This is a genomic window from Algoriphagus sp. AGSA1 (genome assembly GCF_021390545.1).
Classification (GTDB): Bacteria; Bacteroidota; Bacteroidia; order Cytophagales; family Cyclobacteriaceae; genus Algoriphagus.
This window is the reverse complement of record NZ_JAJUWR010000029.1, coordinates 76,010-91,226: the sequence shown is the minus strand read 5'-3', so window position 1 is coordinate 91,226 and position 15,217 is coordinate 76,010. Positions and strand designations below refer to the sequence as shown.

The following is a 15,217-nucleotide window of genomic DNA, read 5'->3' as shown; positions in this document are numbered from 1 at the left end:
TGCTACATTAGAACAGGCAGTCTGGATGAGGTTTTCCTTTTTTTTTCATGATTGATAAGAGTTAATAAATGATCTAAAAAGTTACCTCTTTCTGGCTGCTCTTGAAACTACCGCAGGTTTAGTGCAATCGAGTAGACGGCCTCGCCAACCTTTAAGTTAGCGAGGTGCGCCTCTCACACCACCGTACGTACGGGTCTCGTATACGGCGGTTCACTGGATTGTAGGTTGTGTTTTGAGGTAATAGGCAAGCATCGATTCGTATCCTTTTCTTCTCAGGCGAGACAAAGTAATGGTGGTTATCAAAATCGGGCTCTGGGCTACCGCCCATCCTCCTTTTCTGGTTCTGCTCCATGCGTAAGCATGGTCTTGGTCAACTCCCAATCTGATGAGGTTTTTACGTTTCCGCTCGGGCTTCTTCTCCGCCGCGGCGGACCAGATACAGTAGCGAAGTCGGTTTCGCAGCCATTCATCGAGTGATTTCAGCTTTGCGGTGATACTCGCAAGGCGGTAATTGTTTACCCATCCCCGCCAGACTTCTGCAAGCTTTTTCAACCTTTCCTCAAGACTGTATGGTCTGGTTTTCTTGGAAATCTGCTTGAGCTTTCGTTTGAGGGAATCCCAGCTGTTCTGTTTCACCACCAGCTGGTATTTTCCCTTGACTCCTTTCTGATAGGTCGGGACAAAAGCATGTCCCAACAACTCAAAATTGGAAGGTCTTCGGATGCCACTTTTCTCCCTGTTGATGGGCAATCTGAGTTTGTCCCTTAGAAAGAGGTATATCTCATTTCCCACTTTTCTGGCTTCTCTTTTTGACTTGGTGTAGATGCTGAAGTCATCAGCATAGCGGACGTATCTTAGGTTTCTCCTGTCCAGTTCCTTATCCAGAACATCCAGTAGGATATTGCTCAGTAAGGGGCTGATCGGGGAGCCCTGCGGAACGCCTTTTCTACGTTTGTGCAGTTCTCCGTCAATCTGGATCGGCGCACGTAGCCATTTTCGGATAAGCCGCAGGGTTGTTGGGCATTTTACCCGCTGATAGATGAATTGCAGGAGAATAGAGTGGTCAACCTCGTCAAAGAACCCCTTGAGGTCGATATCCACTATATCCTGATAGCCATCATTGATGTTTTCCAGGGCTTGTGTCACTGCCTTATGGATGTTCTTCTCTGGGCGGAAGCCGTAACTGTGTTCCTCGAACGTGAGTTCGTATTTGGTCATCAGCACTTGGCTTACCGCTTGTTGTAACCATCTGTCTACTACTGTTGGGACTCCAAGTAATCTCGTCTTTCCGTTACTCTTGGGTATTTCGACCCCTTTGATAGGTTTGGGTACATACGTGTGGTTCAGGATGGAGGTGGCAATATCGTCCCTGTGGCTTTCCAGGTAGGAGAGCAGTTCGGTGACCTTCATGCCGTCCACCCCTGCCGAACCCTTGTTCCGCACCACCTGTCGGTAGGCTTTGTAGAGGTTCTTACGGTTGAGTACTTTTTCTATCATAATTACATTATTAACCCTGTCCGCTTAAGATGAGGCTGCACCGATACGGTACTCCCCATCGAATTTGGACGTAATCCAGCGTTCAGTCCTTCACTGGTTTGTGAGGCCGTCAGGGATATGGTTTTAGCAGTCCCTGCTCGTTTCTCCAGCTACTATGACTTCGGCTGACTTCTCTTGGATGTTCTCGACATCCAGAGATCTCCCCAGGTAAGGGCATATTCCTTCCCCCAATATCCACTGGATCTACCAGCAAGGTGCATGTTGGTTCCCCAACCTTTGGACGTCAGTATGCTGTGCTACCTCATCCGACCTTACTGGCCTCCGTATCCAGTTCCTGTTCGTTGGAACCGGGGTTTGCAGGCTCGCTTCCTTCAGTGCATGTCTCACGACAAACCACCTTGCGACTTGCTAATGCTTCAGGGCGTTACCCCCGCACATAAGGGACTTCCACCCTCTGGAATAATTTGGTATCTTCGATACCAGATGCCCATGCTGGGCACACACAGGCGTTTGGCTCAATGGCGGGTGACTTGGTTAATTGAACATTCTACCTCGCATCAACATTTGTGGTGTATTGACAGTTTTGTGCTCCGAAATCCGCCACTGCGCCAAGCGCCAAAACGTTAGCGGGCATTGTGACGAAGACGTACCAGACAAAAATGGAAGAACGTATTCCAGTAGCGACACAAAATAAAATCATGACTAACTACAGACCTAACACCGATACAGACGGATTGCCCTTTCACTACTTTTCGATTTTTTTTAAGACGGTTTACAAATTCAACCTATTTATAATTGTTCCAAAGTTCTCTTTCAAGTTTACTGATTTTTTGAAATTCATCAGAAGTCAATTTCCATTTCAAAGAAGAAAGATTATCACTGACTTGTTTTAAATTTTTTGCTCCGGGAATATAAATCATTTTGGGATGACTGTTTAACAACCAATTTAAAGCAACTTGTACGATAGTAGCTTGGTGGGAAGAAGCAATGTTTTCCATCAATTCAAATAGTGGCTCCAGTTTCTCTCTTTCCAACTCATAAGGCTTTTTGAATAGACTTTTAAACCAGAAAGTAGGGTGTCCAGTACCGAAAATGTCCAATTGTGTAACTTTCATAATGGACTTTACATTTTTGGGATAATCCAAGCCACCAACCCTGTATTTACCAGTCAAAATTCCTTCTGCCAAAGGAAGAATAGCAATTGGAGCTACATTCAGTTCATCACAGGTTTTCAATAATCCATTGGTTTCGGGATGTCTGAATAACAAGTTATACCCTATTTGATTTGAAGCAATAGTAACACCTTTTTTGTCTAAATATTCATAAGCATACCGCAAACGGTCAGCACTAAAATTACATAAACCTATCGATTTTGCCTTTCCACTTTTAACTGTTTCGGCAAGTGCATCCAAGTAACCATTTATTTTACTTTGTGATTCAGGGTAATGCATCTGATAAAGGTCTAATTGTTTAAGACCGAGATTGTTTAAACTATTATCTATTGCAGGAAGCACATCTTTGGGCGATTTATAATTTCCCGGGTCATACCATTTGGATTTCGTGAATTTGGAAGCTATCACAACAGGACGACCATCATTCTTAAAGAATTTACCTAATAGTCTTTCAGACTCTCCTTTTGCATAACTATCCGAAGTGTCAAAGAAATTAACCCCTGCATCCAGACTTGCTTGAAATGCCTCAAAAACGTCTTTTTCAGTATATCTTGAACCATAGCCAAAACTCTCTTTTCCCCAAGCTTGAGTTCCGATTCCCATAGCTGTTACGTTAATTCCACTATCTCCCAATACACGATATTCTATTTTATCCATTTGTTTGAATTGTTTTTGATGCATGGCAAAAGTATGGAATATTTGGTATATATTTGTAACCAGTTACCCAAAGGAAACCAGTAGGGAATAGAAACTAATGAAAAAGGAAAAATTATCCGAGAAAGAAATAATCAACTATCTACAAGATACTTTGTATGTAATAAATGGTAAATGGAAACTACCAATTTTAATCGCCATAAAAAGAGGAAACACCCGTTTTAGGGATATTCAACGTTATGTCCCGCCTATTACAAGCAAAGTGTTATCGTCTGAATTAAAGTTATTAGAACAAAATAAGTTGATCAATCGAAATGTATATGATGACACACCTGTTGTAGTGAAATATACTTTGGCAGAATACAGTCAAACATTGTTTCCTATGATTGAAATGATGGTATATTGGGGCAGAGACCATAGAAAGGTAATATCAGGGAATTGATTTTAACAATTCAAAAAATGAAAATAGAGATAAACAAACAAGAGAATATAAAACAACGAACCGCAAGTCGTAGACGGCCTCGCCAACCGTTAAGTTAGCGAGGTGCGCCTACGACACGGCGCACAGGTCTCACACCACCGTATCCCGACCCTCGGAACTGGCGGTACGGGTCTTCCCGATGAATCGGGAGCGGTTCTCTGGATTGTAGGTTGACTTTATTCACGAAGCTTCTTTTTATCATCGGAGTACATGAATGCCTCGCATTTCACCCGTTGGAACGACCATCTTTTTGGTCAATTTGGTGGCAACCCTAACCTCACAACCGTGTAGGCTCCACAGACAGACAAAAACTAACAGACCAAAGCATACACACCACCAAAATTTCCCAAAAAGTCAATTAAAAATCCCCAATCGTTGATTTCAGCACAACGACCATTAATACGGCTACATCCATCTTTTTTTAGCACAGCATCTTTGCAGTGTAATTATTCAATAGGTATATCCGCTTTTCTGCCAGTAAAACAATAAAAGCATCATAGGATTCGGAAAACACCAGCGTCAAGGCCACTTCGGTCACCCGTATTCGGTCTTCCGTCCAGTAAAGCAAAGAGAATAGGGTTACTGGCATCATTGCGGATAATCACATTATTCAATAACAATAAAAAATAAAAAAATGGACAACTCAAAAAAAGTATGGTTTGTAACTGGTGCCTCAAAGGGTTTAGGATTAACTCTTGTAAAAAAGTTACTTTCAGAAGGCTATAACGTAGCAGCTACATCAAGAAGTGTAGAATCTTTAACCAATTCCGTTGGTGCTGACAATTCCAATTTCTTGCCTCTACAAGTAGAGTTATTAAATGAAGGTAGTGTATCACAAGCTATCGAAACTACAATCAAAACCTTTGGTGGTATTGATGTGCTAGTAAACAATGCTGGTTATGGACAATTGGGTACACTGGAAGAAATGACCGATGCCGAAGCTAGAGAAAATTTTGACATCAATGTATTTGGATTGCTAAATGTTACCAGAAACATTATGCCACATTTCAGAGCTAAAAAAGCAGGCCATGTAATCAACATTTCATCTATTGCAGGTTTATTGGGTGCATTCCCAGGATGGGGTGTGTATTGTGCTACAAAATTTGCAGTAGTTGGTCTAACAGAAGCCCTTTCGGTAGAAGCAAAAGAATTTGATGTAAAAGCCACTATCGTTTACCCGGGCTATTTCAATACCAATTTTCTAAAAGAAGGTTCTATGAAATTAGCAGCCAACCCTATCGCAGACTACACAGCTGCCCGTAACACCGAAGCATGGCACGAAACGCAAATGGTGGGCAACCAACCCGGCGACCCAAGCAAAGCAGCCGATGTGTTTATAGAATTAGCAGAAATGGAAAATGCACCATTGCATTTCTTCATGGGTTCAGACTCTTTCGGTATGGCAAACAACAAGATTGAAATCTTACAAAATGCACTTGCTGCCAATGAAACTTTGAGCAAATCAACAGATTACGCAAAATAATTCAAATAAATTTTAACTTTGACAGGGCTTTTGGCAAACGTGAGCCTTGTCATTGATTTTGAAGACGTGAGCAATAAACAAATTTATCGTTTCAATTCCATTGCCGAATTTCATAAAATGAGTGGTTTGCCAAAGCCAGAACATCCCTTAGTAAGTTTGGTAGATTATGGCATGGTGGAGTATCAAACCGATGAAACAGAAATAAGTTGGATGCAAAATTTCTATTCCGTTGGTTTAAAGAGAAATATTCAAGGCAAGTTTAAATACGGTCAGCAGCAATACGATTTTGATGAAGGACTGATGACATTCGTAGCCCCAAAACAACTGGTAAGTATTACTATTGATAAAACGCAAACAGTAAAACCAACAGGCTTATTATTGTTTATCCATCCTGATTTTCTTTGGAATACAAATTTGGCAAAGTCTATAAGTAAGTACGAGTTTTTTGGCTATAATGTCAATGAAGCCTTGTTTATGTCTGAAAAAGAAGAATCCGTAATTATAGATATTTTAAAAAACATACAAAGAGAATATCATTCTTCCATTGATAAGTTTACACAAAACATCATCATTGCTCAGATAGAACAATTGTTGGGCTACTGCGAAAGATTTTATCAAAGACAGTTTATCACAAGAGCCAAAACCAACCATCAGATACTTGCAAAAGTAGAATCCATTTTAGAGAACTATTTCAACGATGACAATATTATTGAAAAAGGAACACCCACAGCTCAATATTTGGCTGAGCAGCTGCATCTTTCGCCCAATTATTTAGGCAGTCTTTTAAAATCACTTACTGGCAATTCTACCCAAACACATATTCACGAAAAACTCATCGAAAAAGCAAAAGAGAAGCTATCAACGACTAACCTTACAATTAGCGAAATAGCTTACGAATTGGGTTTTGAGCATAGCCAAAGTTTTAGTAAGTTGTTTAAGAGCAAAACTAATCAAAGTCCTTTAGAGTTTAGAGCTTCTTTCAATTAATGGATTCGTTGGAACCGGGGTTTGCAGGCTCGCTTCCTTCAGCGCATGCCTCACGGCAGACCAGCTTGCCACTTGCTTGGCTTCGGGGCGTTACTCCCGCGCTTAAGGGACTTTATTCACGAAGCTTCTTTTTTCATCGGAGTTCATGAATGCTTCGCATTTCACCCTCTGGAATAATTTGATATCTTCGATACCAGATGCCCATGCTGGGCACACACGATGTGTATTAAGCAATAGCGGGGAAAATGCTAAATCCAAAGTTTCTACTTTTTAGCTATCTTTGTTCTAAACTGAACAGTAAGTGCGTAAAGCCGCTACTGCTCATGCACTTGACCGTTACCAGCCATTTTACACGACCGCACAACCCGACAGTTTTAAAGTCTGCGGTGGACTGTTCGCTGCCGAATTTTAATCGGACTTTATGCTAAACTTTGGCGACAGTGCTTTTATCAACTTTTGTACAGGTGGACGGTTCTTTGCTGATTTTAGGAAAAATATAACGGATAAATAAAAACCTGAAATATCTTTACAACGTAATTGCCAAAACTTATATGATAAATAACTATAAAAAATTTGATTTGTATGGAAAGACCCTTGTACAAAAAATTGTATTAACATCACCAGCTGAATACAGTTTTCCGGTTAACGAACAGGCGTGTTTTTTATTTGTCAAAAAAGGTACACTTCTATATCAAAAGGAGGATTATCAAATAAACATTCCGTCCAATTATTCCCTATTTCTGAATTGCTTAAACTCCGGAAACAAAATACAAAATTCCGAAAATGATTGCGAGATTGTAATTGTTACATTCTACGCAGATATTCTGAAAAAAATCTACGACAAAGAGTTACCCGCAATAGTCCATACACCTAAAAACACAATTTCAAATAAGTCGAGCGAAAAAATAAATAACGACTTTCTAATCCAAAAATATATTGAAAGTTTACTGTTTTATTTTGAAAACCCGTCCCTGGTCAACGAAGATATTTTGATTTTGAAACTGAAAGAAATTATCCTTTTATTATCGCAAACACGAGATGCCGCATCGGTTCAAATCATATTGTCCCAACTTTTTTCCCCAACAACATATACATTCAAACAAATAATTGAAGCAAATCTATTTTCACAAATGACAGTGGAGCAACTGGCACGGCAAACAAATTTAAGTGTTTCTTCATTTAAGCGAGAATTTGTAAAGTTGTACAACGACACCCCTGCCCATTATATTAAAACCAGAAAATTAGAAAAAGCGGCAGAGCTACTTGTGGTTTCCAATGAACGTATTTCCGACATTGCCTTTGATTGTGGGTTTAATGACCTTGCAAATTTCACTAAGAGTTTCAACGAAAAATACCATACATCTCCCACAACTTACCGATTGAGCCAAATTGCCAAATAATTGAGCCAATTTACAAAATCTATCCTTCCAATCTTCTCCATCTTTGCATAGTCAATAATGACATCAAATTTTAAAAATGAAAAAAATGAAACGTACAGCAAAGGCGCATTGGGAAGGCAATGTTAAAGACGGAAAAGGGAATTTGACAACAGAAAGTGAAGTTTTAAACCATACCAATTATAGTTTCAAAACTCGCTTTACAGGAGAAGAAAAAGGGACAAATCCCGAAGAATTGTTAGCTGCAGCCCACGCAGGCTGTTTTACAATGGCGGTTAGTTTTGCGCTAACTCAAAAAGGGTTAAGCCCAACATCATTAGACACAGAAGCTACCGTTTCTATGGACAATATGGGAATTACGGGAATACATCTTTCCATAACCGGTAATGTTTCCGGCATTAATTCGGATGAATTTGAAGCGATTACGAAGGAAGCTGAAAAAAACTGTTTAATTTCTAAAGTTTTGAATACGGCAATTAGTTCAGAAGCACATTTTATCTATTAAAACAAACAACATTAAAATATTTGAATAATGGGATTATCTACTTTGGGTATTTTTCATACCATCATTGGCATTATCGCTATTGTAGCGGCAATTATATCTTATGTACGATACGGCAAGATAAATTTGACCCACATTACAGGTAAAATATATTTTTACTGCACGCTAATTACCTCACTTACAGCATTGGGACTATCTAAATTGGGTGGCTTTAACCCGGGTCATATTTTTGCTCTATTTATTGTTGCTTTAGTTGTTTGGGCCTACTTTCTTCATACTAAAAAACAAGGAAGTAACAGAAGCCGATATTTTGAAAACTTCTTTCTTTCGTTTAGCTTTTTCTTGTCGTGGGTTCCCACAATTAACGAAACATTTACCCGTGTTCCAGTTGGACATCCTTTGGCAAAAGCACCAACAGACCCTGTAATAGCTAAAACACTTCTTGTTTTCTTGATCTTGTTTGTGGCAGGTTCAGTTTATCAGTTTATACAACAAAAAAAAATAAACAAAAAAGCTACTGCCTAAACTCTTGTTAGCAACACATTGCAAAATAATTGAGATTGACTTTTGTGCTGCAATAATCAGATACTACATCTGCTTTCCGAAATGTTAAACCAACTGCACAAGTCGACACGGCAGACAGACAATTTGTTTTCAACTTTAGTTTTGTTTTTACTAATTGTTTAACTTTGTCAATAATTTGGCAATGGAAACCATAGAACAATTTTATCAACATAAATTCAATAAACATCCCGAAAACCTGCACCAAACAATCGGGCAGTTTAATGTGTTTCGCATAGAAAACAGAATGAAAAGAAACGAAGAATTACCCGTTCACGTTCGTAGAAACTTCTTTAAAATAATGCTTTTTTCGGGCGAAAACACGTTTAAATACGGCAACCAAAATATCAAAGTAAGCGGAAATACTTTAATGTTTTTTCACCCGAATATCCCGTATTCATACGAACCTTTATCAGCCAAAACAAAAGGCTATTTCTGCGTTTTTAAAAGTGCATTTTTTCAAGGTAATTACAGGTTAGATTTAGACAGTTTTTCTCTTTTCAAATCATCAAGTCCGCCCATTTTCAAACTATCAGAAAGCAACTTTCTGGAAACAAAAAATCTATTTTCTAAAATGCTCGAAGAAGTACAAGGAGATTATATTTACAAGTATGATTTGATTAGAAATTACGTTAGTGAATTATACTTTTTGGCAATGAAATGGACACCGCCCGAAAATCTTTTTCAATATGGCGATGCAAGTAAACGGCTTACCATTATTTTTTCGGAACTATTGGAACAACAATTCCCTGTTCAATACAAATCGGACAAACTAAAACTTCGTTTGCCCAATGAATATGCTGAGAAAATGTTTGTCCACGTTAATTATCTTAATAGGTGTGTGAAAAAAGCTACAGGAAAAACAACGCGCGAACACATATATGAACGAATATGCACAGAAGCAAAAATATTACTTAAACACACAGATTGGACAATTTCTGAAATAAGCGAAACGTTGGGGTTTGACGACCTTGCCCACTTTAATAAGTTCTTTAAAAAACAAACAGGAATAAACCCAACTTCTTTTAGATTGGTTTGATTTTTACAAATAAGGGTTTTCTTTCTACTACCACTACTCGAATAAACCATTCTACTTTTGCAGTCACTAAAAAGTATAAAAATGGACAATTTGAAAGTATGGTATATCACAGGATCGTCAAAAGGTATTGGACGTTCATTAGTAAAGCAACTATTATCAAAAGGACATAAAATTGCTGCAACATCACGACAAGTTTCCGCATTTTCTGACATTGCAAGTGAAAACTTTTTGCCTTTGGAAGTTGATTTGACAAACGACAAATCAATCGCAGCATCATTAGAAAAAACAATAAACACTTTTGGTAAAATTGACGCAATTGTAAATAACGCAGGTTATGGGATTGGCGGAGCAATTGAGGAATTATCAGAGCAAGAAATAAACGACAATTTCAATATCAATTTTTTTGCTGTTGTAAAAGTAATTCAGCAAGCACTACCTTACTTAAGAAACCAGCGGTCGGGGCATATCATTAACATTTCATCAATCGCAGGTTTCGCACCAGGACTTGGTTGGAGTATTTATTCGTCGGCAAAATTTGCCGTAACGGGTTTATCAGAAGCACTGTCGGTTGATTTGAAACCGTTGAACATAAACGTAACAGCTATTTTACCCGGCTTATTTCGAACCAATTTTGCAAAACCAGACTCCATTGCGTTTAGCGAAAAACAAATTGATGAGTACAGTTTTTTGAGAGCAGCGCATCAAAGAATGTATGATTTAGACGGCAAACAATTAGGAAATCCCGACAAGGTTGCCGACACGTTTATTGAATTAGTGAGTAACCAAAATCCGCCAACACTTTTGTTTTTGGGTAGTGATGCCCATAAAAGAGCAACAAACAAGATGGCTCAACTATCACAAGAAATAGAACAATGGAAAACAGTTTCCTTTTCGACAGATTTTGAATAATGAAACCTGACAGACAAAAAAACGGCTGGTAATTGAGTAGGGAGATAGGGGTTATATAAACGAGAGTAAAAATTTCGTATTTTTGCCCTTGTATTAGAAACGAGTGTAAAACTTACTCTTCAACAAAATGGGCAAATTTAACAGAGAAACACCTTACAACGACCTGCCATTCTTACCGCCAAAGACAGATGTAGAAACGAAAAATATACTTCGCAAAACTATTTCAGCTGGTAGAGCATTGGCTCACCTGAACGGAACTTTGCTTAACCTACCAAATCCTACTTTGTTTTTAGACACGATTTATTTGCAAGAAGCAAAAGCAAGTTCTGAGGTAGAGAACATAATCACAACAAACGATGAACTTTACAAATCGCTAGTTGCCGACAAAAAAGTTGAAAATTCAGCAACTAAAGAAGTTTTGAGTTACAACGAGGCTCTTTGGTTAGGAATAGAACAATTAAAGAAAAAGCCGTTTATCACGACTAATCTTTGTGTAAGAATCGTTCAATGTATCAAACCAAATACAGCTTCCATTCGCAACACGCCCGGCAAAACATTGAGCAGCACAAAAGGCGATGTAATCTACACACCACCAAACGGAGAACCTATTATTCGTGAGAAACTAACGAATTTTGAAAAGTTCATCAATGAAGACGATACAATTGACCCACTTATCAAAATGGCATTGATGCACTACCAATTTGAAGCCATTCACCCTTTTTCGGATGGTAACGGAAGAACAGGAAGAATTTTATTGTTGTTGTATCTCAAACTTTCGGGTTTGCTTGACACGCCAGCAATTTATTTGAGTGAATACATCATCAAAAACAAAGCAGAATATTACAAGTGTTTACGTGGCGTAACCGAAAACAGTGATTGGGAAAACTACATTTTATATATGTTGGATATGATTGAAGTAACTTCCATAAAAGGGTTGGAACGTTTGAACAAAATCACGCTTGCACTGGAAAAAACTGCTGACGAAATAAAAAAGAAATTACCGAGAATTTATTCAAAAGATTTGATTGAAATTTTGTTCCGTTTACCTTACACTAAACGCCAACATTTGATTAACGGAAACATTGGTAACCCAAAAACAGTCGGCAACTATTTACAAACATTGGAAAAAAATGGATTTTTAAAATCAGTAAAAGTTGGAAAAGAAAAATTGTATTTGAATGAACAGTTATTGAAAATTTTAGAGGGTAAACAAGATAAACTAAAATGAAAAGCCAAACGACAAAAAAGAAAAACCTATATTTGCAACTTAAATATAAGCCACGATAGTGTAAAAAAAAATTTCTTTCAGACAATTAAAGACGGTAAACCACAAATGGTTTGCCCCATTCATTCATCTTTAATAGAAAGGAATTATGCTTGTTTTACAGAATATTTCATATACCCATCCCAACAAAAACCTGTTGTTTGACAACATCAATCTAACAGTAAGGAATCACGATAAAATTGCTTTAATCGGCAACAACGGTTCCGGAAAATCTACTTTACTGAAGCTAATTGCCAATGAATTACAGCCTTTGGGAGGTCAGTTAATTGTAGAAACAGAACCTTATTTTGTCCCTCAAATCTTCGGGCAATACAATCACCTCACTATTGGACAAGCACTGAAAGTTGAAAACAAATTGAATGCTTTGCAAGAAATTATTAGCGGCAAGGTAAGCGAAGAAAATTTCACGACACTTGACGATGATTGGACGATTGAAGAACGCTGTAACGAGGCTTTGAGACATTGGCAATTAACCAATTTGAACTTATCGCAAAAAATGGAAACATTAAGCGGAGGACAAAAAACAAAGGTATTCCTTGCTGGCATTTCCATTCATCAACCAGAATTGGTTTTGCTTGACGAGCCGAGTAATCATTTGGATATTGCTGGAAGACAGCTTTTGTACGATTTTATTCAATCAACGCAAGGCACCTTAATCCTTGTGAGCCACGACAGGAAACTTTTAAACCTTTTAGGCAAGGTTGCTGAATTAAGCAAACGAGGGATAACAATTTATGGCGGCAATTATGACTTCTATACCGAACAAAAACAAATAGAGAACAATGCTTTAAACCAGGATTTGCAGAGCAAGGAAAAGGCATTGCGAAAAGCAAAGGAAAAGGAACGGGAAACTTTGGAACGGAAACAAAAATTAGATAGTCAGGGAAAAGGCAAGCAAGAAAAAGCAGGCGTTGCAAGGATAATGATGAATACTATAAGGAATAGTGCTGAAAACAGCACATCCAAAATGAAAGGAGTTCACGCTGAGAAAATTGGAGGTATAAAAGAGGAATTACAAGAGCTGCGTTCTGCTTTGCCAGACATTGACAAAATGAAATTTGGCTTTGACAATTCAGCGTTGCACAAAGGGAAAATTCTTTTCAAAGCTGATGAAATCAATTATAGTTACAGCAATCAACCATTGTGGAAAGACAATTTGAGTTTCCAAATCACAAGTGGCGAACGCTTCGTATTGAAAGGCTTAAATGGTTCAGGCAAAACAACTTTAATCAAAATAATTTTAGGTCAATTAGAAACACAGACAGGGACAGTTTACCGAGCAGACAATAAAGCGGTATATATAGACCAAGATTATTCGTTGATTGACAACCAACTCAAAGTTTATGAACAAGCTCAACAATTCAACGTTTCATCACTACAGGAGCACGAAATAAAAATCAGGCTCAATCGGTTTTTATTTACCAAAGATGATTGGGATAAACCTTGTAGTGCATTAAGTGGTGGCGAAAAAATGCGTTTAATACTTTGCTGTCTAACGATTAGTAACCAATCGCCTGACATTATTATTTTGGACGAGCCGACAAACAATCTGGATATTCAAAACATTGAAATGTTGACGACAGCCATTAATGGTTATCAAGGCACGTTGATTGTGGTATCACACGATGAAACTTTTTTGGAGGAGACAAAAATTGAGCAGACAATTCAACTCTGATAGAAGTACAGATGCTAATCGAGACGGCCTCGCCAACTGTCGAGTTAGCGAGGTGCGCCCACGCCACGGCACACAGGCCTCATACCACCGTATCCCGATGTTCGGGACAGGCAGTAGCTCCCCTGCATTCCGGCCCTCCGCTATAATAATCCACCCGGATCATTTCTTGACGCTCAGTCCCGGTTCAGTATAGAATGAAAAAAAATCAGATTATTTTGAGCCTTTCCAAACCCGTTCTGGAAGGGCTTTTTTGTGGCATGGGCATGGCTTCGCCAGCCCGACAAAAACCAAGAATTAAAATTGAGTTGCGGATGTTGGATAGACGGCTTTCGAAGATCCTCATTTGGGCAGTCACTGCTTACCATACATCTCTTCACAGGCCGAATTCATCCCCCACTTTCCTGAACCTAGGCCACACTTGAAACCAAACGGAATGTTGTGGGTTTCTTGGCCTAAAGGTGGAATATGGGAACTGATCTAAATATTTTTAAGTCTTTGATTAAATTGGGTAATGATTTTGGGCTTATTGAAAGCACCTGTTTGAGTATTAATGATATTTGGTCAAGCTTAAAACTCACCCGTCCCAAAAAAGGAAAAGTATATAATAATAGCTATGGAAAATTAAGTCTATAAATATGGTTAGACAGAAAACAAAAAGAACTTGTAAGTTCGGACATACCTTCTACAAAAGCACAGATTGCCCAACATGTCCGACTTGCGAAAAACTAAAAGAACCTTCTTCAGGTTTTTTGGCTAAGTTGAGCAATCCCGCAAGAAATGCGCTAATTTATTACGGAATTGATACTATTCAGAAATTATCTGCTTATTCGGAAAAGGAAATTTTAAATCTGCACGGAATAGGAAAAGCTTCATTACCAATTTTCAGAAAATCACTTGAAGATGAAGGTTTGACTTTTAAGCAGAATGATCATAAAAAGATTAAATAATATGAGAAAAATAATAGCTGCGCTCAATATGACACTTGACGGAAATTGCGACCATACAGCAGGGATTCCAGATAAAGAAATACATCAGCATTATACAGAATTATTGGAACAGGGGGACGCAATTCTATATGGAAGAACAACATATCAACTTATGGAATTTTGGCGAACGCTTTTAGAAAAACCCTCCGATGAAAAATCAATGAACGACTTTGCTAGTGCTATTGACAAAATCCCAAAAATAGTTTTCTCGAAGACACTTAAAAATGTGGGGTGGGAAAGTGCAACTTTGACAAAACGTGACTTAAAAGATGAAGTTCTAGAATTCAAGCAACAGCCAGGAAAGGATGTTTTTGTTGGTAGTCGCAGTTTAATTATACAACTGATAAACCTTGGGTTGATTGATGAACTCCAGCTTTGCATTTATCCAGTTATTGCGGGGAAAGGGTTACAATTATTTGAAAACATAAACGACAGGACTATTTTAAATCTCGTTAAGACTAAAAACTTTAACGGCGGAGCTATAATACTGTATTATCAACTGAAAAATGACTGACAAAGAAAAACAACTAACCGCCTAGAAAATCGAACTCCCCTGGCCTACATCTAAGAAAAGCTTGCCAAATATCAG

Annotated in this window: 15 protein-coding genes; 12 read left to right on the top strand and 3 right to left on the bottom strand. The window is 38.3% G+C overall.

What is annotated here, in order from left to right:
- Nucleotides 1-210 precede the first annotated feature (210 nt).
- Together ltrA and LZF95_RS20465 are read right to left on the bottom strand one after the other, a co-directional pair.
- Entirely contained in the window at nucleotides 211-1,497 is a 1,287-nt protein-coding gene (ltrA, locus tag LZF95_RS20470; protein WP_233756984.1) for a group II intron reverse transcriptase/maturase, read from the bottom strand.
- Between the two features lie 785 nt (nucleotides 1,498-2,282).
- On the bottom strand, nucleotides 2,283-3,326 hold the full coding sequence (locus tag LZF95_RS20465) for an aldo/keto reductase (RefSeq protein WP_233756982.1): 1,044 nt from the start codon (nucleotides 3,324-3,326) through the stop codon (nucleotides 2,283-2,285).
- A gap of 97 nt (nucleotides 3,327-3,423) precedes the next feature.
- Between LZF95_RS20465 and LZF95_RS20460 the strand changes: the two genes are divergently transcribed.
- Nucleotides 3,424-3,765 (top strand): helix-turn-helix domain-containing protein, encoded by a 342-nt coding sequence (locus LZF95_RS20460; RefSeq protein ID WP_233756980.1) that lies wholly within the window; start codon nucleotides 3,424-3,426, stop codon nucleotides 3,763-3,765.
- 460 nt (nucleotides 3,766-4,225) lie between these two features.
- Here LZF95_RS20460 and LZF95_RS20455 read toward each other — a convergent pair whose 3' ends face one another.
- Nucleotides 4,226-4,396: a hypothetical protein gene (locus LZF95_RS20455; RefSeq protein ID WP_233756979.1), complete on the bottom strand. Its 171-nt coding sequence runs from the start codon at nucleotides 4,394-4,396 to the stop codon at nucleotides 4,226-4,228.
- A gap of 42 nt (nucleotides 4,397-4,438) precedes the next feature.
- Here LZF95_RS20455 and LZF95_RS20450 point away from each other — a divergent pair, with 42 nt between their 5' ends.
- From LZF95_RS20450 to LZF95_RS20400, 11 genes are all read left to right on the top strand, one after another.
- Complete coding sequence (locus LZF95_RS20450; RefSeq protein ID WP_233756978.1) at nucleotides 4,439-5,287, top strand: SDR family oxidoreductase; 849 nt, start codon at nucleotides 4,439-4,441, stop codon at nucleotides 5,285-5,287.
- Nucleotides 5,288-5,404: 117 nt separating this feature from the next.
- Complete coding sequence (locus LZF95_RS20445; protein WP_233756991.1) at nucleotides 5,405-6,274, top strand: AraC family transcriptional regulator; 870 nt, start codon at nucleotides 5,405-5,407, stop codon at nucleotides 6,272-6,274.
- Nucleotides 6,275-6,825: 551 nt separating this feature from the next.
- Entirely contained in the window at nucleotides 6,826-7,674 is an 849-nt protein-coding gene (locus LZF95_RS20440) for an AraC family transcriptional regulator (protein WP_233756977.1), read from the top strand.
- A gap of 76 nt (nucleotides 7,675-7,750) precedes the next feature.
- Nucleotides 7,751-8,176 carry an OsmC family peroxiredoxin gene (locus LZF95_RS20435; protein WP_233756976.1) on the top strand — a complete coding sequence of 142 codons (426 nt, stop codon included), beginning with the start codon at nucleotides 7,751-7,753 and terminating at the stop codon, nucleotides 8,174-8,176.
- A 27-nt stretch (nucleotides 8,177-8,203) separates the two neighbouring features.
- Complete coding sequence (locus LZF95_RS20430; RefSeq protein WP_233756975.1) at nucleotides 8,204-8,698, top strand: hypothetical protein; 495 nt, start codon at nucleotides 8,204-8,206, stop codon at nucleotides 8,696-8,698.
- Between the two features lie 181 nt (nucleotides 8,699-8,879).
- Nucleotides 8,880-9,773 (top strand): AraC family transcriptional regulator, encoded by an 894-nt coding sequence (locus LZF95_RS20425; protein WP_233756974.1) that lies wholly within the window; start codon nucleotides 8,880-8,882, stop codon nucleotides 9,771-9,773.
- Between the two features lie 81 nt (nucleotides 9,774-9,854).
- Nucleotides 9,855-10,682 (top strand): SDR family NAD(P)-dependent oxidoreductase, encoded by an 828-nt coding sequence (locus LZF95_RS20420; protein ID WP_233756973.1) that lies wholly within the window; start codon nucleotides 9,855-9,857, stop codon nucleotides 10,680-10,682.
- Nucleotides 10,683-10,809: 127 nt separating this feature from the next.
- Nucleotides 10,810-11,910, top strand: a complete 1,101-nt coding sequence (locus LZF95_RS20415) for a Fic family protein (RefSeq protein ID WP_233756972.1) — start codon at nucleotides 10,810-10,812, stop codon at nucleotides 11,908-11,910.
- A gap of 145 nt (nucleotides 11,911-12,055) precedes the next feature.
- On the top strand, nucleotides 12,056-13,642 hold the full coding sequence (abc-f, locus tag LZF95_RS20410) for a ribosomal protection-like ABC-F family protein (RefSeq protein ID WP_233756970.1): 1,587 nt from the start codon (nucleotides 12,056-12,058) through the stop codon (nucleotides 13,640-13,642).
- Between the two features lie 635 nt (nucleotides 13,643-14,277).
- On the top strand, nucleotides 14,278-14,589 hold the full coding sequence (locus tag LZF95_RS20405; protein WP_233756968.1) for an RNA polymerase alpha subunit C-terminal domain-containing protein: 312 nt from the start codon (nucleotides 14,278-14,280) through the stop codon (nucleotides 14,587-14,589).
- 1 nt (nucleotide 14,590) lies between these two features.
- Complete coding sequence (locus LZF95_RS20400) at nucleotides 14,591-15,142, top strand: dihydrofolate reductase family protein (protein ID WP_233756967.1); 552 nt, start codon at nucleotides 14,591-14,593, stop codon at nucleotides 15,140-15,142.
- The last annotated feature ends 75 nt before the right edge of the window (nucleotides 15,143-15,217 follow it).